The sequence below is a fragment of the Streptomyces prunicolor genome (genome assembly GCF_045162825.1).
Lineage (GTDB): Bacteria > Actinomycetota > Actinomycetes > Streptomycetales > Streptomycetaceae > Streptomyces > Streptomyces prunicolor.
Genome location: NZ_CP108676.1, coordinates 4742688 through 4767481, shown reverse-complemented (window position 1 = coordinate 4767481; position 24794 = coordinate 4742688). Strand labels below are relative to the sequence as shown.

At 68.7% G+C, this 24794-nt stretch carries 26 protein-coding genes and 1 pseudogene; 14 read left to right on the top strand and 13 right to left on the bottom strand.

The window, feature by feature from the left end; all coding sequences use genetic code 11:
- The first annotated feature begins 133 nt into the window (after positions 1-133).
- Together OG588_RS21505 and OG588_RS21500 are read left to right on the top strand one after the other, a co-directional pair.
- Positions 134-892 (top strand): calcium-binding protein, encoded by a 759-nt coding sequence (locus tag OG588_RS21505; RefSeq protein ID WP_405948714.1) that lies wholly within the window; start codon positions 134-136, stop codon positions 890-892.
- A 175-nt stretch (positions 893-1067) separates the two neighbouring features.
- Positions 1068-1904, top strand: a complete 837-nt coding sequence (locus OG588_RS21500; RefSeq protein WP_405948713.1) for a hypothetical protein — start codon at positions 1068-1070, stop codon at positions 1902-1904.
- Between the two features lie 170 nt (positions 1905-2074).
- Here the strand turns inward: OG588_RS21500 and OG588_RS21495 are convergent, their stop codons facing one another.
- Together OG588_RS21495 and OG588_RS21490 are read right to left on the bottom strand one after the other, a co-directional pair.
- Entirely contained in the window at positions 2075-4471 is a 2397-nt protein-coding gene (locus OG588_RS21495; protein WP_405948712.1) for a cation-translocating P-type ATPase, read from the bottom strand.
- A 137-nt stretch (positions 4472-4608) separates the two neighbouring features.
- Positions 4609-4899 carry a DUF2530 domain-containing protein gene (locus OG588_RS21490; RefSeq protein WP_405948711.1) on the bottom strand — a complete coding sequence of 97 codons (291 nt, stop codon included), beginning with the start codon at positions 4897-4899 and terminating at the stop codon, positions 4609-4611.
- A gap of 122 nt (positions 4900-5021) precedes the next feature.
- Between OG588_RS21490 and OG588_RS21485 the strand changes: the two genes are divergently transcribed.
- On the top strand, positions 5022-6416 hold the full coding sequence (locus OG588_RS21485; RefSeq protein ID WP_405948710.1) for an NCS2 family permease: 1395 nt from the start codon (positions 5022-5024) through the stop codon (positions 6414-6416).
- Positions 6417-6435: 19 nt separating this feature from the next.
- On the opposite strand, the gene OG588_RS21480 is transcribed toward OG588_RS21485, so the two are convergent.
- Positions 6436-6618: a hypothetical protein gene (locus OG588_RS21480; RefSeq protein WP_026150456.1), complete on the bottom strand. Its 183-nt coding sequence runs from the start codon at positions 6616-6618 to the stop codon at positions 6436-6438.
- 154 nt (positions 6619-6772) lie between these two features.
- Between OG588_RS21480 and OG588_RS21475 the strand changes: the two genes are divergently transcribed.
- Together OG588_RS21475 and OG588_RS21470 are read left to right on the top strand one after the other, a co-directional pair.
- Entirely contained in the window at positions 6773-7210 is a 438-nt protein-coding gene (locus OG588_RS21475; RefSeq protein WP_405948709.1) for a MarR family winged helix-turn-helix transcriptional regulator, read from the top strand.
- A 149-nt stretch (positions 7211-7359) separates the two neighbouring features.
- The gene (locus OG588_RS21470) at positions 7360-8712 is read left to right on the top strand and encodes an MFS transporter (protein ID WP_405948708.1); all 1353 of its coding nucleotides are present in this window, start codon (positions 7360-7362) and stop codon (positions 8710-8712) included.
- Positions 8713-8766: 54 nt separating this feature from the next.
- Here OG588_RS21470 and OG588_RS21465 read toward each other — a convergent pair whose 3' ends face one another.
- On the bottom strand, positions 8767-9279 hold the full coding sequence (locus tag OG588_RS21465) for a GNAT family N-acetyltransferase (protein WP_405948707.1): 513 nt from the start codon (positions 9277-9279) through the stop codon (positions 8767-8769).
- A 39-nt stretch (positions 9280-9318) separates the two neighbouring features.
- Between OG588_RS21465 and thpR the strand changes: the two genes are divergently transcribed.
- Complete coding sequence (gene thpR, locus OG588_RS21460; protein ID WP_405948706.1) at positions 9319-9876, top strand: RNA 2',3'-cyclic phosphodiesterase; 558 nt, start codon at positions 9319-9321, stop codon at positions 9874-9876.
- Positions 9877-10136: 260 nt separating this feature from the next.
- Here the strand turns inward: thpR and OG588_RS21455 are convergent, their stop codons facing one another.
- The 3 genes from OG588_RS21455 to OG588_RS21445 all read right to left on the bottom strand — a co-directional run bounded on the left by OG588_RS21455 (position 10137) and on the right by OG588_RS21445 (position 12635).
- Positions 10137-11129 (bottom strand): aldo/keto reductase, encoded by a 993-nt coding sequence (locus OG588_RS21455; RefSeq protein WP_405948705.1) that lies wholly within the window; start codon positions 11127-11129, stop codon positions 10137-10139.
- A gap of 55 nt (positions 11130-11184) precedes the next feature.
- Positions 11185-11772 carry a Uma2 family endonuclease gene (locus tag OG588_RS21450; RefSeq protein WP_405948704.1) on the bottom strand — a complete coding sequence of 196 codons (588 nt, stop codon included), beginning with the start codon at positions 11770-11772 and terminating at the stop codon, positions 11185-11187.
- 116 nt (positions 11773-11888) lie between these two features.
- Entirely contained in the window at positions 11889-12635 is a 747-nt protein-coding gene (locus OG588_RS21445) for an SGNH/GDSL hydrolase family protein (RefSeq protein ID WP_405948703.1), read from the bottom strand.
- Positions 12636-12729: 94 nt separating this feature from the next.
- On the opposite strand from OG588_RS21445, the gene OG588_RS21440 reads away from it, so the two are divergent.
- A complete protein-coding gene (locus OG588_RS21440) occupies positions 12730-13725 on the top strand; it encodes a WD40 repeat domain-containing protein (RefSeq protein ID WP_366093348.1) in 996 nt (331 codons plus the stop codon).
- On the opposite strand, the gene OG588_RS21435 is transcribed toward OG588_RS21440, so the two are convergent.
- Positions 13709-14512 (bottom strand): TetR/AcrR family transcriptional regulator, encoded by an 804-nt coding sequence (locus OG588_RS21435; RefSeq protein ID WP_405948702.1) that lies wholly within the window; start codon positions 14510-14512, stop codon positions 13709-13711. The genes OG588_RS21440 and OG588_RS21435 overlap by 17 nt on opposite strands.
- Positions 14513-14597: 85 nt before the next feature.
- On the opposite strand from OG588_RS21435, the gene OG588_RS21430 reads away from it, so the two are divergent.
- From OG588_RS21430 to OG588_RS21415, 4 genes are all read left to right on the top strand, one after another.
- Positions 14598-15632, top strand: coding sequence for an ATP-binding cassette domain-containing protein (locus tag OG588_RS21430; protein ID WP_405948701.1), 1035 nt, complete (start codon positions 14598-14600; stop codon positions 15630-15632).
- A 68-nt stretch (positions 15633-15700) separates the two neighbouring features.
- Complete coding sequence (locus OG588_RS21425) at positions 15701-16498, top strand: ABC transporter permease (protein WP_052346970.1); 798 nt, start codon at positions 15701-15703, stop codon at positions 16496-16498.
- Between the two features lie 71 nt (positions 16499-16569).
- Positions 16570-17274, top strand: a complete 705-nt coding sequence (locus tag OG588_RS21420) for a Type 1 glutamine amidotransferase-like domain-containing protein (RefSeq protein WP_405948700.1) — start codon at positions 16570-16572, stop codon at positions 17272-17274.
- A 107-nt stretch (positions 17275-17381) separates the two neighbouring features.
- Positions 17382-18482 (top strand): macro domain-containing protein, encoded by a 1101-nt coding sequence (locus OG588_RS21415; protein WP_405953179.1) that lies wholly within the window; start codon positions 17382-17384, stop codon positions 18480-18482.
- Between the two features lie 33 nt (positions 18483-18515).
- Here OG588_RS21415 and OG588_RS21410 read toward each other — a convergent pair whose 3' ends face one another.
- From OG588_RS21410 to OG588_RS21395, 4 genes are all read right to left on the bottom strand, one after another.
- Positions 18516-20165, bottom strand: coding sequence for a hypothetical protein (locus tag OG588_RS21410; RefSeq protein ID WP_405948699.1), 1650 nt, complete (start codon positions 20163-20165; stop codon positions 18516-18518).
- Positions 20166-20168: 3 nt separating this feature from the next.
- Positions 20169-21407: a protein phosphatase 2C domain-containing protein gene (locus tag OG588_RS21405; RefSeq protein WP_405948698.1), complete on the bottom strand. Its 1239-nt coding sequence runs from the start codon at positions 21405-21407 to the stop codon at positions 20169-20171.
- A 2-nt stretch (positions 21408-21409) separates the two neighbouring features.
- The gene (locus OG588_RS21400; protein WP_405948697.1) at positions 21410-22102 is read right to left on the bottom strand and encodes a vWA domain-containing protein; all 693 of its coding nucleotides are present in this window, start codon (positions 22100-22102) and stop codon (positions 21410-21412) included.
- Positions 22103-22407: 305 nt separating this feature from the next.
- Positions 22408-22593, bottom strand: a complete 186-nt coding sequence (locus tag OG588_RS21395) for a hypothetical protein (RefSeq protein ID WP_405948696.1) — start codon at positions 22591-22593, stop codon at positions 22408-22410.
- Between the two features lie 106 nt (positions 22594-22699).
- On the opposite strand from OG588_RS21395, the gene OG588_RS21390 reads away from it, so the two are divergent.
- Positions 22700-23548, top strand: coding sequence for a helix-turn-helix domain-containing protein (locus OG588_RS21390; RefSeq protein WP_405948695.1), 849 nt, complete (start codon positions 22700-22702; stop codon positions 23546-23548).
- 71 nt (positions 23549-23619) lie between these two features.
- Positions 23620-24111: a DUF5753 domain-containing protein gene (locus OG588_RS21385; RefSeq protein WP_405948694.1), complete on the top strand. Its 492-nt coding sequence runs from the start codon at positions 23620-23622 to the stop codon at positions 24109-24111.
- 147 nt (positions 24112-24258) lie between these two features.
- Here OG588_RS21385 and OG588_RS21380 read toward each other — a convergent pair whose 3' ends face one another.
- Complete coding sequence (locus tag OG588_RS21380; RefSeq protein ID WP_366093366.1) at positions 24259-24441, bottom strand: hypothetical protein; 183 nt, start codon at positions 24439-24441, stop codon at positions 24259-24261.
- A 69-nt stretch (positions 24442-24510) separates the two neighbouring features.
- Between OG588_RS21380 and OG588_RS21375 the strand changes: the two are divergent.
- Positions 24511-24735, top strand: a pseudogene (locus tag OG588_RS21375) (hypothetical protein); the annotation flags it as partial.
- Positions 24736-24794 lie beyond the last annotated feature (59 nt).

Below are 24794 nucleotides of genomic sequence, written 5' to 3'. Positions count from 1 at the left end.
GGGCGGGGACGGATGATCTTCATCATTACCCCAAGAAAAAGTCACGAGATGTACAACCATTCCCCTACGTCGTGAATCTGATCATCGGAGCCGCCCGGCTCCGCGATCACCTTCACGTTCCACTGGGGGAACAATGCGCATACGTGCCACCGTCGTCGCCGTCTCCGGCGCCCTCGCCCTCTCGGCCCTCGCGGTCCCGGCCGCGCAGGCCGACGGCAGTCTGGGCGACACGAAGATCACCAAGGTGGTCGTCGACGGCGACAACAAGGTGACCGTGGCCGCCTCCAGCTCGAAGAGCATCAAGGTCAGCGTGACGGCCACCGACAACTCGGGCATCGCGAGTGCCGACGAGTTCGAGCTGGAGGGTCCCGGCTACGGCTACCTCACGACCAGCAAGCCGACCTGCGTGAAGGTCAACGCCACGACCTCGACCTGCTCGGCCTCGGTGCTGGTGGACCCGAGGGTCGGCGACCTCTTCAACGACAACGCCGGCACCTGGTACGTCGAAGCGTGGATCGATGCCAAGGACGGCGACTTCATCTGGAAGCAGAAGGCCGGTTCCTTCAACTTCCAGCGCGCCTCCCAGCTGTCGGCCAACGCCGCCCCGGAGCCGGTCAAGAAGGGCAAGACCATCACGGTCACGGGCAAGCTGTCCCGCGCGAACTGGGAGACCAACAAGAACGCGGGCTACTCGACCCAGCCGGTGAAGCTCCAGTTCCGCAAGAAGAACTCCAGCACCTACACCACCGTCAAGACCATCAAGACGAGCTCGACGGGCGCCCTGAAGACCACCGTCAAGGCGACCGCGGACGGCTACTTCCGCTACAGCTTCGCGGGCACGTCGACCACCCCGGCGGTCAACGCCGCAGGTGACTTCGTCGACGTGAAGTAATCAGTTCGCAATCCCCGTACAAAGATCTGCTTCCGGCGTACAACCCTCACCGCCCGTCGCGGATCACCTCACGTGAGCCAACAGGCTCCGCCATCACTTGGGCCCCAGGCGCCGACGACGAGCCGTTCGGAACGACCAGCGCGCCGGGGCCCCCTTTCCCACTTGGGGAACACGCATGCGCATACGCGCCACCGTGGCCGCCGTCTCCGGCGCCCTGGTCCTCTCCGCCTTCGCCGTACCGGCCGCACAGGCCGCCGACGCCACGTCCGGCAAGACCGCGTTCAGCTCCGCGACCGCCGACGGCGCCGCTACCGCCGCCACGCTCGACGTCACCTTCTCCAGCGTGAAGGTCAACGCCGGCAAGGCCGTTGTCGTGCCCGCCACGGGCTCCGTGAAGTTCTCGATCACCTACAAGGTGACCCACGCCGCCAGCCTGAAGAGCAGCGACTTCGATACCATCCCGGTCATCTACCACGGCACCGACATCAAGTCGTCGGAGTACGGCGTCGCCCCCGACGACCTGCCGACCTGCACGGACACCTCCGCGACCGTCGAGAGCTGCAAGGCCACCCTCAGCGCCAGCCACGAGGACATGGTCAACAGCATCGCCGGCACCTGGCAGGCGGGCGCCATCGCCTTCGACCAGGACGGCAACCCGACCTTCGGGAACAACCTGGGCAAGGTCTCGGTCCAGCGCCTGTCCAAGCTGACGGTCAACGCCGCCCCGGAGCCCGTCAAGAAGGGCAAGACCATCACGGTCACCGGCAACCTGACCCGCGCCAATTGGGACGCCAAGAAGTACTCCGGCTACTCCACCCAGCCGGTCAAGCTCCAGTTCCGCAAGAAGGGCGCCAGCACCTACACCACGGTCAAGACCATCAAGACCAGCTCCACCGGCACCCTGAAGACCACCGTCAAGGCCACGGTCGACGGCTACTTCCGCTACAGCTTCGCGGGCACCTCGACGACCCCGGCGGTCAACGCCACGGGCGACTACGTCGACGTGAAGTAGCAGTATCTAAGAGCAGCTGCCGCGCCCCGAAAACAGGGGCGCGGCAGCTGCTTTTAAGGGGCGCGGGCTTAAGAACGGGGCTGCGGCGGGCTTGTTTTTAGGGGCGCGGGGAACTGCGCGACCAGCCCCCACTAACCCGCACCCGACGAACTACGCACCCAGCCGACCACTCAAGCCGCCCCCCGCCGATCAACCAACCTCCACACCAGCTCCAGCACAACCCCCGCCACCCCCGCAATCGCCACCGCAACCCACGGCATGGTCACCCCCACCAACTTCAGCGCAAAGAAGTGCTGAAGCCACGGCACGACCAGCACCACCACGAACGCCGCCCCCATGGACGCCACCAGCGCCACCCGCCACCACGTGTACGGCCGCGCAATGATCGCCAGCACCCACATCGAGATCAGGAACAACGTCAGGGTCGCCGCGCTCGTCTCCGCAGCCAACGACCCCTTCCCCGTGTAGTGGTGACGGGCGATCAGATACGTCACGAAGGTCGCCGCCCCGGCAATCACACCCCCCGGGATCGAGTACCGCATCACCCGCCGCACGAAGTGCGGTTTCGCCCGCTCCGTGTTGGGCGCCAACGCGAGAAAGAACGCCGGAATCCCGATCGTCAACGTGGACAACAGCGTCAAGTGCCGCGGCAGGAACGGATATTCAACCCGCCAGCACACCACCAGCACAGCCAGCAGCACCGAGTACACCGTCTTCACCAGGAACAGCGTCGCCACCCGCGTGATGTTCCCGATGACCCGCCGCCCCTCCGCGACCACCGAAGGCAACGTGGCGAAGCTGTTGTTGAGCAACACGATCTGCGCGACAGCCCGGGTCGCCTCGGACCCGGACCCCATCGACACCCCGATGTCGGCATCCTTCAGGGCGAGTACGTCGTTCACCCCGTCCCCGGTCATCGCGACGGTGTGCCCGCGGGACTGCAACGCCCCCACCATGTCCCGCTTCTGCTGCGGAGTGACCCGCCCGAACACCGTGCCCTCGTCAAGGGACTTGGCCATCTCCCCCTGATCCGAAGGCAGTTGACGGGCATCCACGACCTGCCCCGTAAGCCCCAGCTTCCCGGCCACCGCCCCCACGGACACCGCGTTGTCCCCGGAAATGACCTTCGCGTGCACATCCTGCTCGGCGAAATAGGCCAACGTCTCCGCCGCGTCGGGCCGCAACCGCTGCTCCAACACCACCAGCGCCGTCGCCGAGGCCCCCCGCACGACCCCGGGATCATCCAGCTCACCCGAGACCCGCGCCAGCAACAGCACCCGTAGCCCCTGCTCATTGAGCCGCCCGGTCTCCGCCAGCGCCGGATCATCCGCATCCAGCAGCACATCAGGGGCGCCGAGCAACCACGTACTCGACTCCCCGTCACCCTCGCTGAACGACGCCCCGCTGTACTTGCGCGCCGACGAGAACGGCAGCGACTCCACGCACCGCCACTCCCCGCTGTCCGGATAGGCGGTGATGATCGCCTGAAGCGACGCGTTCGGCCGCGGATCCGACTCGCCCAATGCACCCAGGACTTTGCGTACGTACGTTTCGTCGGCCCCGCCGAGCGGACGCAACTCGGTGACGTCCATCCCGCCCTCGGTCAGCGTGCCCGTCTTGTCGAGGCAGACCGTGTCGACGCGGGCGAGGCCCTCGATGGCCGGAAGTTCCTGGACGAGGCACTGTTTCCGGCCAAGTCGGATGACACCGATCGCGAAGGCCACCGAGGTGAGGAGGACCAGCCCCTCAGGGACCATCGGGACGATCCCGCCCACCGTCCGCGCGATCGAGTCCTTGAACCCGTGCTGTTTGACGACGAGTTGGCTGATGACCAGGCCGATCGCGGTCGGGATCATCATCCACGTCACGTACTTGAGGATCGTCGAGATACCGGTCCGCAGCTCGGAGTGGACGAGCGTGAACCGCGAGGCCTCCTCGGCGAGTTGGGCCGCGTACGCCTCACGCCCCACCTTCGTCGCCTCGAACGCGCCACCGCCGGCGACGACGAAGCTGCCGGACATGACGGCATCCCCCGGCCGCTTGACCACCGGATCCGCCTCACCGGTGAGCAGCGACTCGTCGATCTCCAGCCCGTCGGCCTCGACGCACTCCCCGTCGACGACGACCTTGTCACCGGGGCCGATCTCGATGAGATCCCCCAGCACGATCGCGGAGGTGCTCACCTCCACCGCGGCCCCGTCGCGCCGTACCGTCGGCTTCGCCTCGCCGATCACCGCGAGGGAGTCGAGGGTCTTCTTCGCCCGCCACTCCTGGAAGACCCCGATCCCGGTGTTGGCGATGATCACGTACCCGAACAGGCTGTCCTGGACCGGCGCCACGAACAGCATGATCAGCCAGAGCACGCCGATGATCGCGTTGAACCGGGTGAAGACGTTGGCGCGCACGATCTCGCCCAGCGAACGACTGCTGCGCACCGGGACGTCGTTGACCTCCCCGCGCGCCACCCGCTCGGCGACCTCGGCGGTGCTGAGTCCCTGGGCCCGCCGTGCCGGGATGGGCACGGGGTGCACAGGATCGAGTTCGGCGCCCGCGTCGGTGTGCGTCATGCATTCGACGGTACGTGCGGATTTACGGCTTCACCCGCCGAGTGCCCGGAAGATCCGACCAGGGGAGGACGGCGGGCGGGGCGGGGTGATGCCAGGGGTGTAGGGGAGGCTTCTCGCTCCGCGGCAGGGGGAGCTCGTCACTCCGCGGCAGGGGAGGGGGTCTCCGTGGCCGAAACGGCAGCCTCGGCCGCCAACCGCTTGAGGGCGGCATCGCGCCCCCGGACGTACCAGATACCGATCAGCCCGAGTCCGCTTCCGGCCAGGCAGGTCCACAGCCACCACAGGTGGCCGTGGTCGTCGTACCAGCCGTAGAAGGGGAGCTGTACCAGGAAGAGGACGAACCAGAGGATCGTGAGGCCGATGATCGTCGGGACGATCGGGCCCTCAAGGGGCTCCGGTGCCTCGTGTGTCGGTGTCCACTTCGCCATGCCCCCAGCTTACGAGGCGACGCAACCCTCCCTGGTCTACGCGCGGAGATAGCGCCTGACGTCTTCATATGTTCATACTGAAACGGTTTCCGTCTGTCCACTTCTGCTCGTAGGAACATCCCATGCAGACCGCCCTCGACCGCTACTTCAAGATCTCCGAACGGGGCAGCAGCCTCCCCCGCGAGATCAGGGGCGGGTTCGCCACCTTCTTCGCGATGGCGTACATCATCGTGCTGAACCCGATCATCCTCGGCAGCGCGAAGGACATGTACGGGCACCACCTCGACAACGGCCAGCTGGTCACCGCCACGGCCGTGACGGCCGCGTTCACCACCCTCCTCATGGGTGTCATCGGCAACGTACCGATCGCGCTGGCCGCCGGACTCGGCGTGAACTCCGTCGTCGCCCTCCAGCTCGCGCCGCGCATGACGTGGCCGGACGCGATGGGCATGGTCGTGCTGGCCGGTCTGGTCGTGATGCTGCTGGTCGCCACCGGGCTGCGCGAGCGCGTGATGAACGCGGTGCCTTACGGACTGCGCAAGGCCATCTCGATCGGTATCGGCCTGTTCATCATGCTGATCGGGCTCGTGGACTCCGGGTTCATCTCCCGCATCCCGGACGCCGCCCAGACCACCGTCCCGCTCCAGCTCGGCGCCGACGGTCACCTCAACGGCTGGCCGGTGCTCATCTTCATCCTCGGTGTCCTGCTCACCCTCGGGCTGATCGTCCGCAAGGTGTCCGGCGCGATCCTCATCTCCATCGTCACGATGACCGTCCTCGCGGTGATCGTGAACGCGGTCGCGACGATCCCCTCCTGGGGCCTGACCACGCCGAAGTGGCCCGGAAACCCGGTCGCCACCCCGGACTTCGGCCTGATCGGCAAGTTCAGCCTGTTCGGCGGCTTCGGCAAGGTCGGCGTGCTGACCGGCGTGCTCTTCGTCTTCACGGTCCTGCTGTCGTGCTTCTTCGACGCGATGGGCACGATCATGGGCATCAGCGACGAGGCCAAGCTGACCGACGGCGAGGGCAACATGCCCGGCATCAACAAGGTCCTCTTCGTCGACGGCATCGCGGTCGCCGCCGGCGGTGCCAGCTCGTCCTCCGCGACCACCTGCTTCGTGGAGTCCACGGCGGGTGTCGGCGAGGGCGCCCGCACGGGCTTCGCGAACGTCGTCACGGGCGCGCTCTTCGCCGTAGCGCTGTTCCTCACGCCGATCGCCACGATGGTCCCGTCCCAGGCGGCCACCCCCGCGCTGCTCGCGGTGGGCTTCCTGATCCTGGCGGGCTCCGTCAAGGAGATCGACTGGGCGGACTACACGATCGCCATCCCGGCCTTCATCACGATGGTGATGATGCCGTTCACCTACTCGATCACCAATGGCATCGGCATGGGCTTCATCACCTTCGTGGTGCTGCGGCTGGTGGCGGGCCGGGGCCGGGAGGTCCCGGTGCCGATGTACGTCGTGGCGGCCGTGTTCGGGTTCTACTACCTGATGCCGGCGCTGGGTCTCACGTGACCCGCGCTTCTACGGGCTGTCACGTGACCCCGTAGAACTTCTCGGTTTCTTCCACGGCGGTCTGGAACCGCTCGTCGAAGTCGTCCCGAATGAGCGTCTGGACCACATAGTCCTGGACGCTCATTCCCCTTTTCGAGGCATGGTGTCGGAGCCGTTCGAGCAGCTCCCCGTCTATCCGCAGGCTGAGCACGCTGGTCCCCATGTAGATGAGGGTCCGGGGCGGTTCCCGGCGGTGGGTGACGTTCCGCGCCGGTATCACTCATATGGGTGACGGAAGGGTTCAGTGGTCAGGGTCACGGGCATCTCGGCGTGTCGCCATTGGTCTTTAGCGAGAGTAATGAGTTACGCTAAAGAACATGCCGGACCTAACCCATGGCGACGACGCTGCCGCCGTGAACTCCTTGCGATCAGCCGTGATGCGGTTGTCCCGTCGACTCAAGCACCAGCGGGTCGACGAGTCACTGAGCCCCACCGAGATGTCGGTGCTCGGCACCCTGTCCACCTGCGGCAGCGCGACCCCTGGCGAGCTCGCTCGCAAGGAGCACGTGCAGCCGCCCTCGATGACCCGCATCGTGGCGCTGCTCGAAGCGAAGGGTCTGGTCCAGCTGGAGCCGCACTCCGAGGACCGGCGCCAGAAGGTCGTCACCAAGACCCCCCAGGCCGAGGCGATGCTCGAAGAGAGCCGCCGCAAGCGCAACGCGTTCCTGGCCGGCCTGGTCGACGGCCTCGACGAGGACGAGTGGGCGAAGATCGTCGCCGCCGCCCCCGTGCTGGAGAAACTCGCACACCTGTAAGTCTGTCTATGCGCGAGTGAGCCGTAGGGGCGCGCCGGTGTCGAGAGGTCGAGCGCGCGGAGGCCCGAAGGGCCGAGCACGGTCGGGCTCTCGACACCGGCAGAAAGCGCCCCGTAGGCGAACGAGCAAAAGAAAGAGGAGGCGACCTTTTGAGTTCGGGAACCGGAGCAGACTCCGCACCCGCGCCAGCCACCCCCGACTCCCCGCCCGCACCACCCGGCAAGTCCTCGATGTTCAGCTCGCTGAAGATCCGGAACTACCGCCTGTTCTTCATCGGCCAGGTCGTTTCCAACACCGGCACCTGGATGCAGCGCATCGCCCAGGACTGGCTGGTCCTCAGCCTCACCGGCTCCTCCGCCGCCGTAGGCATCACGACCGCCCTCCAGTTCCTGCCGATGCTGCTTTTCGGGCTCTACGGCGGTGTCCTCGTCGACCGGCTGCCCAAGCGCCCCACGCTGCTCGTCACGCAGTCCGCGATGGCCCTCACCGGCCTCGCCCTCGCCTTCCTCACCATCTCCGGCCACGTCCAGGTCTGGCACGTCTACGTCGCCGCCTTCGCCGTGGGCCTCGCCACAGTGGTCGACAACCCGGCCCGCCAGTCCTTCGTCTCCGAGATGGTCGGCCCCGAGCAACTGCAGAACGCGGTCAGCCTCAACTCGGCGAACTTCCAGTCCGCCCGCCTGGTCGGCCCCGCCGTCGCGGGCGTCATGATCACCGGCGTCGGCACGGGCTGGGCGTTCCTCTTCAACGGCCTGTCCTTCGTGGCCCCGTTGGCGAGCCTGCTCCTGATGCGCAACCGCGACCTGAAGGCCGTTCACCGCGCCCCGCGCGGCAAGGGCCAGCTCCGCGAGGGCCTGCACTATGTCGCCGGCCGCCCCGACCTGATCTGGCCGATCGTCCTCGTCGGCTTCATCGGCACCTTCGGCTTCAACTTCCCGGTGTGGCTGTCGGCCTACGCGGACGACATCTTCCACGCGGGCGCGGGCGCGTACAGCCTCTTCAACACCCTGATGGCGGTCGGCTCCCTGATCGGCGCCCTGCTCGCCGCCCGCCGCGGCACCACCCGCCTCCGCGTCCTGATCGCGGCGGCGGCAGCCTTCGGCCTCCTGGAGGTCGTAGCCGCCGTGGCCCCTTCCTACTGGCTGTTCGCCCTGCTCATGATCCCGATCGGCATCTTCGGCCTGACGGTCAACGTCACGGCCAACACCGCCGTCCAGATGGGCACCGACCCGGCCATGCGCGGCCGGGTCATGGCCCTGTTCATGATGGTCTTCATGGGCGGTACGCCGGTGGGCGCACCGATCGTCGGCTGGATCACCGACGCCTACGGCCCCCGGGTGAGCTTCGCCCTGGGCGGCGTCATCGCGGCCCTCGCCGCGGCCACGATCGGCGTGATCCTGGCCCGCATCGGCGACCTGCGGCTGTCGTTCGACTGGAACCACGGGCACCCGAGCGTCGCCTTCGTCCCGCGCGAGCGGGAGCAACTGGCGACGGCGGCCTGAGAGTTGTAGTGGCGCCGCGTGGCGTGGCATGACTGGCCTGGCCTGGAGGGCTTGCTAGACCCTCCGGGCCAGCACCTGTCCCGGCCACTTGTCGTCCCCGACGACGAACGCCTCGGTCGCGGTGAACCCGTTGGCCTCGTAGTAGGCGACGAGCTTGCGGTCGTCCCCCGCGTAACAGTCCACGCGCAGCAGGGAGATCCCGGCCCGCCGCGTCTCCTCCGCCGCGTGCGCGAGCAGCGCGCTGCCGACGCCGTGGCCCTTGAACCGCCGGTCGGAGGCGAGGAGATGGACGTACCGCTCGGGCTCGTCCACGGCGTCGATGTACGGACCCGGTGAGTCGGTGAGGGTGAGCGTGCCGACGGGGACGCCGTCGATCTCGGCGATGTAGGGCGAGCCCTGCGCCACGTACCGCTCGACCATCGCCACGGCCTTCGGATTCTCCGACCACGGCGTGCTGCCCCACTGCCCGGTCCGCCCCTGCGCGACGAGCCACGCCACGGCGCTGTCGAGCATGCCGAGTATCGCGGGGATGTCGTCGGGGCCGCCGTCTCTGATGCTGATACCCATGACTCCATAGTGGCAGTCGGCAGTGGCAGTCTGGTGCGCATGAGACTCTTCGCCGCGGTGTTGCCCCCGGAGGACGTGACTGCCGAACTCGCCGTAGTGGTCGATGAGTTGAGGAGCCTCCCGGGTGCGGAGGCGCTCCGCTGGACGGGCCGTCCGGGGTGGCATTTCACGCTTGCCTTCTACGGCGAGGTCGACGAGGACGTCGTACCGGAACTGTCGGCTCGGCTGGGGCGGGTGGCGCGGCGGAGTGAGCCGTTCGGGCTGGCCGTGCGTCGGGGTGGGGAGTTCGGGGACGGGCGGGCGTTGTGGGCGGGGGTGGAGGGCGATGTGTCGGCCCTGCGCCAGCTCGCGGAGCGGTGTGAGGAGGCTGCGGCGGCGGGGGAGCACCGGCGGTACCGCGCCCACCTCACCGTGGCGCGCGGCCGGGACGCCATGGACGTACGGCCGTATCTCGACCGGCTCGACGACTTCGCGGGTCGTTCGTGGACGGTGGGCGAGGTGGCGTTGGTGCGGAGCAACCTGCCGAGGTCGGGTGTGCCGGGGGAGCAGCCGCGGTACGAGGTGGTCGGGCGTTGGGGGCTGGGGGCGGGCGGTTAGGCTCGGGTACGTGGACCCGAAAACCCGGAACCGGATCATGGCCGGTGTGCTTGTGCTGTTGTTCGTTGTCGTGGGGCTTGCGGCGGCGCTTGGCAAGTGAGGACTGGGGAACTGCGGGTCGTCTTTCGGCTGCGGGCCGAGTGTGGCTGGTCGCGCAGTTCCCCGCGCCCCTAAAGGGGCGCTGTCCTCACGGTGTTTGCCCCCAGCGGAGCCGCAAACGTCACGGCCCCGCGCCCTTTAAGGGCGCTGTCCTCACGGCATTACCAGGCGAAGGCCTCCGGCGACGGGCCCGGACCCGGGAAGATCTCGTCCAGCGACGTCAGGATCTCCTCGCTCAACTCCAGCTCTACGGCCCTCAGCGCGCTGTCGAGCTGTTCGGCCGTGCGCGGGCCGACGATCGGGCCGGTGATGCCGGGGCGGGTGAGGAGCCAGGCCAGGGCTGCCTCGCCGGGTTCGATGCCGTGTTTGTCGAGGAGGTCCTCGTAGGCCTGGATCTGGGCGCGTGAGGTGGGGTTCGCGAGGGTGTCCGCGGCCCGGCCGCTTGCCCGGCGGCCGCCCGAGATCTCCTTCTTGATGACCCCGCCGAGGAGTCCGCCCTGGAGCGGGGACCAGGGGATGACCCCGAGGCCGTACTCCTGCGCGGCCGGGATGACCTCCATCTCGGCGCGGCGCTCGGCCAGGTTGTAGAGGCACTGCTCGCTGACGAGGCCGATGGTGCCACCACGCCGCGCGGCGATCTCGTTGGCCTGGGCGATCTTGTAACCGGGGAAGTTCGAGGAACCGACGTAGAGGATCTTGCCCTGCTGGATGAGGGTGTCGATCGCCTGCCAGATCTCCTCGAACGGGGTGGCACGGTCGATGTGGTGGAACTGGTAGATGTCGATGTAGTCCGTTTGGAGCCGCTTGAGGCTGGCGTCGACCGCCCGCCGGATGTTCACGGCGGAGAGCTTGTCGTGGTTGGGCCAGGCGTCGCCGTCGGCGGCCATGTTGCCGTAGACCTTGGTGGCGAGGACCGTCTTGTCGCGGTGGTCGGGGCTCTTGGCGAACCAGTTGCCGACGATCTCCTCGGTACGGCCCTTGTTCTCGCCCCAGCCGTACACGTTCGCGGTGTCGAAGTAGTTGATGCCCGCGTCCAGCGCCGCGTCCATGATCGCGTGGCTGTCCGCCTCGTTCGTCTGCGGTCCGAAGTTCATCGTGCCGAGGACCAGTCGGCTGACCTTGAGGCCTGTGCGTCCGAGCTGCGTGTACTTCATGAGTGTCTAGCCAACGACTTTGAGTGCGCTCTATGCAAGGGGGGTCAGAAGGGGATCAGTCGCGGGGGAACTCGTCGGTGGTGAGGGTGAGGCCGACCACCGTGTCGGTGAGATCGAGGTCGTCCCCGAACGCCACCTTCGTCTCGGTCGTGTAGTCGTCGCCCTTGGGGTGGGTGTAGATGTGGCAGCGGCCCTGGTACGGGTCGGCGATGACGTAGACGGGGACCTCGGCGAGCGCGTACGCGGCCTTCTTGGGGCCGTAGTCGTTGGCGGCGGTGCCCTTGGAGATGACCTCGGCGACGAACTCGACGTCCTGGTAGCGCCAGCGCCCGCTCTCCGTCTTCTCGGCGCCCTCGGCCATCGCCGTCACGTCGGTCGCGAATCCGTTGAGGTGACCCGGGTAGTCGATACGGACGTCGGACTTCACGCGCTGCCGGGGGTACTTGGTCCGCAGCTGTTCGACGAAGTCCAGGATGATCTCCCAGTGGGTGTCCCTCTGCGGCGACATGAACACGGTCCCCTCGACGATCTCGACCTTGTATCCCTCGGGGGCGGGCATCTTCTCGATCCGCTCGAACAGCTCGTCGAGCGTGATCTCGTCGTCGCTCTTGGCCATCGCGATCCTGTCTTCAAGGACGGTCATCGTGGCGCTCCTCCCCGGCCGCCCTCCACACAAGTGCAGCCGCGCAGTACAACGATACGCACGGTGATCGGGAGACGCGGGAATCACGCCATCGACCGGCGTGATCACGCCCTTGGTCAGCGGCGGGCCGGCCGCCTCGACGAGGAGTGGTGCGGCCGGTGTTGGGTGTTGTCGCCCCCGGCCGGGGCGTCCTCGCCGTACTCCCCGCCCACCCCCCACGCCTGATGCATCGCCCCCGCGAACGCCCCCGTGATCTTGTGCTCGCCGGACGCGTTCGGGTGGGTGCCGTCGTACGTGTCGTGGTCGACGTCGTACGACTCCGGGAGGGAGGCCAGGAGGAGAGGGGAGCGCCGGTCGTCCAGGTCGGCCACCGCCTTCGCCTGGAGTTCGTTGAAGAGGGCGACCTCGGTGGCGAAGGGCGCGTCCGTGCGGGCGCGGACGTTCGGGATCACCGGGAGGAACACCATGCGGACGGACGGTCTCGCGGTGCGGGCCTCCGCCACGAAGGACCGCAGGTTGTCCGCCGTCTGCGTCGCGTTCGTGTAGAAGCCCAGGTCGATCAGGCCGAGGGAGACCAGGAGCACGTCCGCCCGGTGCGCGCGGACCGCCTCGCCGATCAGCGGGGCCATGTGCAGCCAGCCCTCGCCCCAGCCGGCGAGGTGGAAGTGCGGGAAGTCGGGGTTGGCGTACTCGTACGACGTGGGCGAGTCCGTCGCCTTGTCGTACAGCGTCTCGCGCGGGCCGACCACGGCGAACGGGCCGCCGTAGGTCGCGCGCAGGTGCTGCCACATCCGGTAACGCCAAGTGTGTTCGCCCGCGCTCCCGATCGTCATGGAGTCGCCTACGGGCATGAACCTGAGCATCCGCTCATGATGGACGATCAATCACCCGTCCACGGAACGGGCGGGGTGTGAGGCCCACCACGCCCGGCGGTGTGCGGGATGGCAGGCTTGGGGCATGCGTCGCTTCCTCGCGTTCCTCGGTGCCGGCTTCCTCGTCGGCGCGCTCGCCCTGCCCGCAGCCGCAGCACCCTCCGACGACGGTGACGGCAAGGGCGACAAGGGGTTCACGATCACGGACTCCCGGATCACCGAGTCCAGCGGGCTCGCCGCCTCGCACCTCCACCCCGGCATCTACTGGACGCACAACGACAGCGACGACGGCCCGTACATCTACGCCGTCGACAGCAGCACCGGCAAGACGGTCGCCACGGTCACCTTCAGCGGGGTCGGCAAGCCGCGTGACGTCGAGGCCATCTCCATCGGGCCGCACAACGAGATCTACATCGGCGACATCGGCGACAACCTCGACGGGACCTGGCCGTACGTCTGGATCTACAAGCTGCCCGAGCCGAAGGTGCTCAAGAACCAGACGATCCGGGCCACGCAGTACGTCGTGAAGTACTCGGACGGCGCGCGCAACGCCGAGTCGCTGCTCGTGCACCCCAAGACCGGGCGCGTGTACATCATCGACAAGAAGGAGGACGGCGGGCATCTGTTCGAGGGCCCGGCCACGCTCTCCTCCTCCGGGACGAACTACTTCAAGCCCATCGCCGCCGTGGACCTCTGGGCCACCGACGCCGCCTTCTCGCCCAACGGCCAACAGCTCGCCGTACGCGGGTACTTGGGCGGGATCTACTACGACTGGAACGGCGGGAAGATCAAGCGCGAGGGGCGTCTCGACGTGCCGTTGCAGGGGCAGGGGGAGTCCGTCAGCTACTCCGCCGACGGGACCAAGCTGATGTACGGGAGCGAGGGCACCGACAGTCCGGTGCAGGCCGAGGATGCTCCTGGGGGGAGTTCGGACTCGTCCAAGTCGCCCTCCGGGGGCGGGAGTTCGGCGAGCGGTGACAGTGATGGCGGCTCGGGGAACAGTGTGAAGATCGGCGCCCTGGCCGTCGTGGTCGTCGGCGGGGCGCTGTTCGGGCTGCGGCGCCTCACGCGTCGACGCTGAACTCCCGTGCCGCGCACCGCTGTTGGACCACCATCTCCAGCCCGTCCAGGATGCGTCCGAGCCCGAACTCGAAGTGGTCGAAGCCGGCGGTGAAGGTGTCGGGGGACAGGGACGCGAGGGTCGGGTACGCGCCGGTCGCCATCGCCTTCTCCAGCGCCGGGACCTGGGCGCCGTAGAACTCCGCGTCGGTCAGGCCGGTGCTGCGGGCCGCCTCCTCCTGGTGGACCTGGGTGCGCGCGGCGCCGACGACGTAGCCGTCGATCATGACGACCGTCGAGACGAGTTCCGGGTCGGTCAGGCCCATCGGGCGGATGCGGGCGAGCAGGTGTTCCAGGGTGGCGAGGGCGCGGGGCCCGAGGAGCGGGCGGGACTGGTTGACGCGGAGCAGCCAGGGGTGCCGGCGGTGGACGGCCAGGGCGTCGCGGGCGGCGGACTCCAGTGCCGCTCGCCAACTGCCGCTGCCCGCGCCGTCGTTGGGGTGGTCCGGGAAGCGGACCCGGTCCAGCATCAGGTCGAGGAGTTCGGCCTTGCCGGGGATGTAGCGGTACAGGGACATCGCGCCGGTGCCGAGGTCGGTGGCGACCCGGCGCATGGAGACCGCGTCCAGCCCCTCCTCGTCCGCGATGCGGATGGCCGCGTCCACGATCCGGTCGACGGACAGGCCGGGCTTGGGGCCTCGGCTGGGGCGGGGGCCGGTGTCCCACAGCAGTTCGAGGGTGCGGCCGATGTCACCGCTGCCGCTGGACTCCGTCGAGGTCGAGGTCGAGTTCGGTGGCCTGCTCGTCATGCGGGGAGTGTAGGTCCATGGGCGAAAACCGAGTACACCGTACGCGCTATCGGATACGGTGCACGCAGTTCGGGAGGGAGGGTTCATGAGCGACGGACACAGCGACGCACGCAGCGGCGGATATGTCGTGGAGGCCGAAGGCCTGGAGAAGCGCTACGGCGACAAACGCGCCCTCGACGGCTTCGACCTGGCCGTCCGTGAAGGCACCGTGCACGGGCTGCTCGGTCCGAACGGGGCCGGCAAGACCACCGCCGTCCGCATCCTCTCCACCCTCGTCCGGCTCGACGGCGGTCGGGCGACCGTCGCCGGTCTCGATGTGGCCCGGCAGCCGCGCCAGGTGCGTTCGCGGATCGGGCTGACCGGCCAGTACGCGGCGATCGACGAGATCCTCACCGGCCGGCAGAACCTGGAGATGTTCGGGCGCCTCTTCCATCTCGGCCGCAAGCGGGCCAAGTTGAGGGCGGCCCAACTCCTGCGCCAGTTCGACCTGGAGGCCGCCGCCGACAAGGGCGCGGGCGGCTACAGCGGTGGCATGCGCCGCCGCCTGGACCTCGCCGCGTCAATGATCCTGGCCCCCGCAGTCCTCTTCCTGGACGAACCGACCACCGGCCTCGACCCGCGCAGCCGGGGCGAAGTCTGGGAAGCGGTACGGCAGTTGGTTGCCGACGGCACGACCGTCCTCCTGACCACTCAGTACCTGGAGGAGGCCGACCGGCTGGCCTCCCGCATCACCGTCATCGACCAGGGCCGGGCCATCGCCGACGACACCCTCGACGGCCTCAAGAACCGCGTCGGCGGCGACCGCGTCGAGGTCGTGGTGCGCGAACCGGCCCACATCCCGTACGCGTTGCAGGCGGTCGCGAGGGTGGCCCATGGTGGCCAACCGGAGGCCGACATGGGGGAGTTGCGGGTGCACGCGCCGGTGGTCGACCGGGTGGGGTCGCTGAGCGAAGTAGCCCGGTACCTCCAGCACTACGGCATCCCGGTCGAGGACATCGGACTGCGCCGCCCGAGCCTGGACGACGTGTTCCTCCGGCTGACGGGCCGCCGTACGGAAGAGGAACCGACAGACCAGGAGCCGGAGTTCGAGGTTCCGGCGGCTGAGGGGGCGGCGGCGTGAGCGGCGGTGCGTCGACGGCGTCCGAGGCGACCGGGCGGACGTACCGCAGACGGCCGCAGCACGGTCGCCTGTTCTGGACGGTCGCCGACTGCTGGAACGTCGTCCGGCGTGGCCTGACCCACTACCGGCGCCAACCGGTCAGCATCCTCTGGCAGTTGGGCTTCCCGATCCTGTCCGTGCTGCTGTACGGGTACGTCTTCGGCAAGGCGATGCGGGTGCCGGGCGGCGGGGACTACAAGGCGTTCCTGATGCCGGGGATGTTCGTGATGACGGTCGCCATGGGGTTCGTCTCCACGGCGACGATCTTCGTGAACGATGCCAAGAAGGGTGTCATCGACCGGTTCCGTTCCATGCCGATGGCGCCGTCGGCGGTGGTGGCGGGACGCGGTGCGACCGATCTCATCGTCGCCTGCGCCGAGTTGGGCATCATGATGGCCACGGCGTACGGCATGGGCTGGCGCCCGGAGTTCGGTTCAGGACCCGACTTCGGCGTCGGCTTCGTGAAGGCCGTAGCGCTGCTTCTGGCACTGCGGTTCGCGTTGATCTGGGTGGGGGTCTGGCTGGGGCTGCTGCTGCCGGGGCCCGAGCAGGTGGGCGGGCTGTTCGCGATCGTCTTCCCGCTGACGATGATCTCCAGCATCTATGTCTCCCCGCAGCAGATGCCCCACTGGCTGGGCCAGGCCGCCCTCTGGAACCCGCTCTCCTCGACGGCCGGCGCCACGCGCGCGCTCTTCGGCGCACCGACGGGACAGGGCACGTCCTGGCCGGAACAGCACGCGTTGCTGCTCGCGGGGGCGTGGCCGGCGGCGCTGACACTGCTGTTCCTGCCGTTGGCGGTACGGAGGTTCCGCAGGCTCAGCCGGTAGGCGGCAAGGGGCGTGCGGTGTGCGTCCCTTGGTTCGTTGCGCGTCCCCGTCGGCCGTGCTTGGCTCGCCCGATGAATCTTCTGCTGACGGCCAGTGGCCTGCGCAACGAGACCTTGCGGGACGCGCTGCGGGACATGCTGGGAAAGCCGTTCGGATCGGCGAACGTCGTGTACGTCCCCACGGCGTCGGTCGCCGAGCCCGGGGACCACGGGTGGTTCGTCGAGGACCTGAACCGGCTGCACGGGCTCGGCTGGCGGGAGTTCGACGTCCTTGAACTGAACGGCCTGCCCCGGCAGTTGGTCCTGGACCGGCTGCTCCACGCCGACGTCATCTATGTCGAGGGCGGCAACCACTACCACCTCGCACGCAGCATCACCGGCAACGGCCTGGCCGACGGATTCCTGGAGGCGCTGGAGAGCCGGGTCTATGTCGGGGTCAGTGCCGGATCGATGATCTTCAGCCGTCATCTCACCGCGCACTCCGCCGACGTCATCGGGGACACCGCGGACCTCCACCTGCTCGGCGCGACGACCGTCGAGCCGCCGTTCGGCCTCTTCGACTGGTACCTCAAGCCGCACCTGTACTCGCCGAACTTCCCCGAGCGGGACGACACTTGGGCCGATCGCATCGTGGCGCGGGCGGACTTCCCGCTCTACTTCATCGACGACGACACGGCCGTGTGCGTCAGGGACGGCAAGGTGGAGGTCGTTTCCGAGGGTCGGTGGCGGTTTCATCCGGTCCCTCCGGTACATCCGGTACATCCGGTCCGCCCGTGACGTAGCGAGTTCGGCGGATTCCGTTGCCGGGCGTGCGGCGTACCAGCATGCTTTCGGACATGGATCTGGGGGACGGACCAAGGCAACAACACCCGCCGATACTCGACGTGTTGAGTCAGGAACTGCACAGGATCCGCGCGCTCGGGCTGCTACGGCTGCACGAGGCGGCCCTCGTCGAGCTGCCGGGCGTGCTCGCGCGGTCCACCGGTGCGGACGGGCGCCCGGGGCCGGGGCGGGGCGAGGTCGACACGGCCGCGGTGGAGAACGCGTTGCGCCGCGCGGTCGACGGACTCGACCCCGGACAGCGGGAGGTGGGCCGGATGACCTTCGGTCTGGCGTCGGGCACGCGCGCGCTGTCGGGCAAGGTGCGCCGCGACAGGGCCGCCGACCTGGCGGGGATCGGCGCCGACCGTTTCCGCAAGCACCAGGAGAAACTGCTCGTCCGCCAGGTCGCCGAGGCGATCCTGGCGGGAGCCGAACCCGTGGTGTCCGGTGCGGCGTACACCGCGCCCGGGTCGTTCCAGCCGCCCCAGCCGCCCCCGCTCGTGCGGGCGGGGCGGCATCCGGTGGAGACGCCCTTTCCGCACGGCGAGGTGACGATCACCCTGCACGTGGCGCCCATCGAACTGATCGAGCGGGTCGATGTGTTGGTGTCGTCGGAGAACATCTACTTCGAGATGTCCAAGACGTTCCGCCGCACGATCTCCGGGAGCCTGCGGCGGGCGGGGGCGACGAAGGACGCCGGCGGACGGATCGTGGACGACGTGATCGCGGATCAGCTGAGGTCCTGGAGCGAGCGCTCGGCGCCGTCCGGGTTGCCCGTGGCGCCCGGCACGGTGGCGGTGACCTCGGCGGGCGCGCTGGCGGCGCGCGGGGTGCGCAGAATCTTCCATGCGGCGGTCACCACGCCGTCCGCGACCGGGAACGGCTACGAGACGGCACCGGAAGCCGTCGCCGAGGCGGTCCTGCGCGTCTTCGAACTCGCGGGCCAGGAGCGGGATTCCGGCGGGCTCCCGCTGCGGTCCGTCGCCCTGCCCCTGTTCGGCGCGGGGCGCGGCGGCCTGGACGCGCGCAAGAGCGCGGAGGCCGTTCTCGGGGCGCTGGAGATCGCGCTGGCGGCCGACCCGGACTGGTCGGTGCACCTGGTGACACGCAATCCCGTCAGCGCCGCCGCCGTACTGGACGCACTCGCCGCGCGCCGCCGCTGAGCCCCGGCGGCGCGACGGCCGGGGACGGAACTCTCAACTGGTCTCGGTGAGGCGGTACTTCTTCGTCGCGCCCTTGGGTTGGTGGATGATGACCCACTCGCCCTTGATGACGTACAGATAGCCCTGGTTGGCCGCCTGGTAGCCGTCCGTGGTGGCCTCGGCGGGGACGGTGACCGCTTCGGACGCCTTGTGGGTGGCGTCCGGGTGGAGCCAGGTGCCGTCGTAGTAGATCTGTCCACTCGTGGTCTTGCACAGCCGGATGAGGTTCGACTCCGTCGTGTAGGTGTGCAGCAGCGTCGCGCCGGTGCCGTCCGGAATCCGGGCAGTCACTTCGTCCGGGCAGGGTGGCCCCGCCGAGAGCGGGACCGCGGTGGACGGGTCGGCGGACTTCTGCTTGGCGACGTAGCCGCCGATGCCGAACGCAGCGAGCGCTGCCACCAGCACCACGAGGACCTTCGGCGTGTTGCCGCGCCGACGGGCGGGCACGGGTGTCCAGGGTGCCTGGGGCAGCGACTGGGGTACCGGCTGCGGTGGCGGGGCCGCCTGCGGTACGGGTCGCGGGAGCGGGATGGGTATGTACGCCTGCGGTTGTACCTGGGGCTGGAGCTGCGGGTGGGGCGAGGGTGTCTGGGGCGGAAGGCCGTGCGCCGGGCTCTGCATCGTTCGTGGGGCGGCGCGCTGGTGCTGGATCGCCTGTCGGTGCTGGGCGGCGTAGTTGTCCAGGACGCGCAGTGCGTCGGCACGGTAGGTGGGCGGGCGGCCCGGAATCACGAAAGCCGTGTGCAGGGCGCGATGCCACTCGGCCGCGCTGGGCCGCGTATTCGTGGCGAACGGGTCGTCGAGCGCGCGGCTGAACAGCTGTCGTAGCGCCGGGTCCAAGCGGCCGGGGAACTGCGAGGGTTTGATCCACTGCCCCCTCTGGTGCCCTTGCGGCCATCGAGGACCACCCGGGTTGAGGAACAGGCCGCGGTAGAGCACCAGGGCGAGCGCGAACCGGTCGCTGAATCGGTCGTGCGCCGGGATCACACCGGCGATGCGGCGCGGGTCCGTCCACTCCTGCGTGGCGACCCCGTGCGTGGCAGGGGTGCTCCACGGGGTCAGCCCGTCGCAGTCGATCAGATAGGCGTGGGTGTCGTGTTCCCGCCACACGAGGTTCTTTGCTGCCAGGTCCCCATGGGTGAGCTTGAGGTCCTCCAGCTGCTTGAAGATGTCGCACACGCGCAGCAGTACACCGAGGCGTACCTGAGCCGGTGGCGGTGGCGGCTCGGCCCGGGCGAGGTAGAGGAAGTCGAGCGTGAGGGGCGCTACTTTTCCGTCCGAGTTCGTGAACATGAAGGTCTGCGGGATGAGGGGCAGGATGACGGCCTCCACGGCGCCGTTCCTGCCGTGGATCACGTCGATGGGCCAGTTGATGGACGATTCGGCGGTCGTGGCGAGCCCGCCGTGTGCCGCGGGGTTGCTGCCGTTCTCGGCGCGGTGCACGGCGTCCTGGCCGAGATGGGCCAGCTGGTGCAGCCGGTGGACCTCGGACGACACGGACTCAGGAGTCTTGTACTCCTTGAAGACGCGCTTCACCCCGTCCTGGTCGGTGCAGTGGTACAGCAGACCCTGGCCGCCGTCTGTGTTGAAGGGCTGCGACTCGACCTGGTATCGGCGGCCGAGCCTGCTGGTGACGATGCGCATCGGTCATCCGTTCCGCAGCTGCCGTGACCACACCACGAGGGCGGTCCGGTCGTCGTGCGAGCCGCGGCGCCGGTAGCGCAGCGAGTCCGCCATCGCGGCGGCGTCGCAGGGCCGCGACCAGCGCTCGGCGAGCCAGGCGCGCACCGCGGGCGAGCCGAAGGCGTCCTCCGCCAGCCCGTCCGAGGCCAGGATCAGACAGCCGCCCGGGCTCTCCTCGGCCAGCGGGGCGTACTCGGCGACCTCCGCGGGAGTGGGGTGGGGCAGCGCGGCGGAGACCATGTTGACCGGTCCGCCGTCGCGGTCGAAGACGGTCTCCCACACCTCGCCGGCCAGCCGCAGCACCGCGCAGTCCCCGACCCGGGCGGCCCAGCCGGTGCCCGTGGCAGGGAGCAGCGCCAGGGCGGCCGTACAGGACAGATCCCGGTCCGTCAGGCCGGGCAGCCCCGCCGTGCGCACCTGCGTCACCCGCGCGCAGGCCGCGTCGAGGATGCCGCCCAGTACGGCGCGCGGGTCCGCCGCGAGCTGTCCGGCGGTGACCGTACGGGCCTCCTCGCACAGCAGGGAGGCCAGGAGGGTCGCGCCGATCTGCGAGGTCAGGGGACGCGAGCCCATGCCGTCGCAGACCGCCGCGATCAGCAGTGAGCCGTCGTCGGAGAGCGTGAACTGGTAGGCGTCCTGTGCCGTGCTGCCGCCGTTCAGGTGCGACTGCCCGGCGAGGCTGGCCGCGCCCAGCCACCGGTCGCCCAGCAATCCCCCGTCGGCCCGCAGTCCGGGCAACGAGGTTGTCGTAGGCGCGAGTCGGGGGAGCGGGAGGGGTTGCAGATGGTCGCCCACCTGCGGGGCTTCGGTGGCCAGGGTGCGGGGCGGGGCGATGGGCGGAAGCGCGGTGCCTGTGGTGTTCTCGCCATCGGGAGTACCGGGAGTACCGGGAGTACCGGGAGTACCGGGAGTACCGGGAGTACCGGAGGCGAGGACGGTGTCCGTGGCCAAGTCGCCGTCCGTGGCGGAGCGGCTGTCGGTGGCGAAGTGGCTGTCCGTGGCGGAGCCGTTGTCCACGGCGGTGGCCATGGGCTCCGGCGACGTGGGGTCCGGAAGCGTGGGCTCCGGCGGTGTGAGGTCCGGCGGCGTGAGGTCCGCCGCGCCCGGCTCCGTCGTGTCGGCGGTGTCCGGTACAGCGGCCCCCTGGCCCGGCGCCGCGGCCGCGTGCCGACCCTTGCGCCCGATGAACTTGCCTACGCGCACGCTCAGTTCACCATGTGCTGGGCGAGCGGGAGCTGCGTGAGCTTCGTTCCGTCGAGCGGCACCGAGAGCGCGCCCCCGGTGGCCGAGGAGAAGCTGCTGGAGGTGGTCCGGATGCTCCTGAGCACCGTGCGCAGGATCTCGCGGACGGCCGTTCCCGGGTCGCTCTCGTCGGTGAAGAAGGCGAAGCCCGTCGAGACCTGCTGGATGGTCTCCCGGTTGGCCTGGCCGAAGCCGAAGCTGACGATCTGCGCCCCGTACTTGTCTTCCTTGGAGGTGATCTGTCCCCGGGTGTGGGTCCAGTCGACGCCCGCGTTGTGCTCACCGTCGCTGATGAAGAAGATCACCGGCTGGTGGTAGGCGCTGCCCTTGCCGAGGCCCTTGATGCCGTCGCGCAGCGCGTCGCCGGAGGCGCGCAGCCCCACGTCGAAGTTGGTGCCGCCCTGCGGTGACAGCACGGGCATGTCGGCGAACGCGATGTCGGTCAGGGGCAGCACGATGTCGGCCTGGTCGGAGAAGGTCACCACGGCGAGCCGGGCGATCTCGCCGGTGGACGGGTCGCTCTTGATCGCGGCCTTGATCTCGGGGAGGGCGTCGTTGACGGCGTTCATGGGCGGGCCCTGCATCGAGTACGAGACGTCGATGCAGAGGCAGACGGGAAACACGGCGGGGCGTTCGACGTTCGAGAATGCAGACATTCCTGTCCTGACGTGGAAAACGGAAAACGGAAAACGGAAAACGGAAAACGAAAAAGGGCAAGGGGAAAGGGGCGTAGGGACGCCGTACGGAATACGGCGTGTTTTCTCGACGTGGAAGACGTGGAAATCGAGTGGGCGCCGTTGCGTGCGACAGGGAACACGCCGAAAGGTGCGGCTGTGGCAGCCCGGTCGGTTACTGATGAAAAAGTATGCACGTGTGCGGGCGATCGGTCTGCGGTTCGTCCAAATAACCGGTAAGAACCCGGAAAACGCCCGGCTTTCGCCCGCGGTCCGCTATGAGGGCGTCAGGCCCCGGTGCCGATGTCGGTGTCGGGGCCTGCGCCGTCCGTGGCGTCCGGGGGCCCGACCCTGACGTGGAACGGCCTCAGCCGGCTGTCGAGCCACCGCACGCTGTCCGGCTCGTCGAGGTCACGCGCGGGTTCGCCGGTGGCCTCCAGCAGATCGCTGTCCGCGTCGCGGTCGAACAGCACCAGTGACACCTTCGGGAAGGCGAGGCGCGACCTTGGCACCACGCGGTGCCGAACCGGACGTTCGTGGCGCAGATGTGAGCGACGACCAGAGGTAAGACGGGTACCGGTGAGCACGGACTTTCAGAGAGCGCGTGAGGAACTGGGGCGCAGGCTTAGGGAATTGCGCGCCGACAGTCCTGCCGGCGGTCTCACCGGTACGGAGCTGGCCCGGCGACTGGGATGGCCGCAGTCGAAGGTCAGCAAGCTGGAGAACGGCAGACAGACACCCACGGACGACGACCTGCGAGCGTGGGCCGAAGCCGTGGGGCAGCCTGCGGTGTTCCCGGAACTGCGCGCCCGCCTGAAGGGTTTCGAGAGCCATATCCGCTCCTGGCGCCGTCAGTTGGCGGCAGGGCATGCCCCCGTGCAGGAGACGTGGAACGCCATCGTCGGCGAGTCCCGAACCCTGCACGTGTGGGACAACAGCGTCGTCAACGGCATGCTTCAGACCGCCGACTACGCCCGGAACGTCTTCGAGCGCTCCACGGAGTTCCGGCGCTCCGCGCACGATGTGGAGGGCGCGGTACAGGCCCGTATGAAGCGGCAGGAATGGTTGTACCGGCCGGGCAAGCGATTGAACCTGCTCATGCATGAGAGCGCGTTGTGGGCTCGGGTGTGTCCGCCGGAGGTGCTGGCGGCTCAACTGGACCGTCTGCAGGGCGTGGTGGGCAGGAACACCGTCCACCTCGGGATCGTGCCGTTGTACGCCGAACTGCCTCTGTCGCGGCCGAACGGATTCTGGATCCTGGACGACCGACTGGTCACAGTTGAGGACTTGCACGCCGAACTCTGGTTGGAGGACGCCGAAACGATCGCTCTCTACCGCCGAGCCTGGGATGTCTTCGCCGAGGGGGCCGTCTACGGCTCTGACGCGCAGAGAGTGATTGCCCGCGTACGGCACGATCTGGACCGCTGACCGACGCAACCGGGCATGAAATGAGGCACGTTGCGATGTGTCAGGACGAGGCGAGACGAGGCAGAACCGCGATGAACGAAGGAAGCTCGCAGCTACGTCCCTGGCAGGAGCGACTGGAAGCCGGTCATCGGCCCGTCCAGGAAGAGTGGAACTCCCTCGTCCTCAATTCACGGACCCTGCGGGCGTGGGATCCGGACGTCATCCCCGGCCTGTTCCAGACCGCCGACTACGCGCGAAGCGTCTTCGAAGGTCTTGCGGAGCTGATGAACACCACCAAGGACACGGACGACGCGGTCCGCGCGCGGATGAAGCGGCAGGAGTGGTTGCAGATCCCCGGCAAGGAGCTGCACCAGTTGGTCTGGGAAGGGACGCTGTGCGCCCGGCTCGGTTCGCCGGAGATCATGGCCGCCCAACTCGACCGGATTCTCGAGGTGTTGGACCTGGACACCGTCCGACTCGGGGTCGTGCCGTTCGACGCCGTGCTCCCGCTGGTGATCGGCAACGGCTTCACGATGCTGGACGATCGCCTCGTCGTGACAGAGGACTGGCACACCGAGCACTGACTCGACGACCCCGACGCCGTCGCCCTGCATCGAAGGGTCTGGGAGACACACGCCGTGTCCGCCGTGTACGGAGCCGAGGCGAGGCGGATCATCACCCGGGTTCGTCTGAACCTCGACGCCTGACCGCAGTACGTACGGGCGTATCGCTTATTCGTTCTGCGCCCGGTGTCGCCACGCCAGCAGATCAACGCACTCACGTATGTCAGGCCGTGGCGGGCCGGCGCGTTCCAGCATCATCACGATGGCCTCGATGGTGCGGCCGGCGGCGATGAGCCCGTCCACCTCTGCTCGCGCCTCCGCCGACAGCCTGTTCCACAGCATGTTGTCCACGCGCAAGATCCAACCATCAGGACAGCCCGAGCAGCACGAACACCCGTGCCCCGCAGGCCGGTTGATGCACCCGAGGTCATCCCGATGATGGCCGGTCTGGTGATCGCCGCGGGCGCCGGGCTGAGCCCCAACCTGTGGCGTCAGCAGTACGGCGACTGGACCAAGGACGAGATGACTCCGCTGGAAGCCACGGCGTTCCTGCTCGCGGAACACATCAACCGCATCGCCGACAACCCCGACTTCGCCACCCGCATGATCGTGGACGCGCTGACCAATGTGGGTGGAGAGGGCTAGGGCCTGTTGGGAAAGTGGATCTTGCCCATGGTTGATCACGTGCCATCCGGGTGTGACCG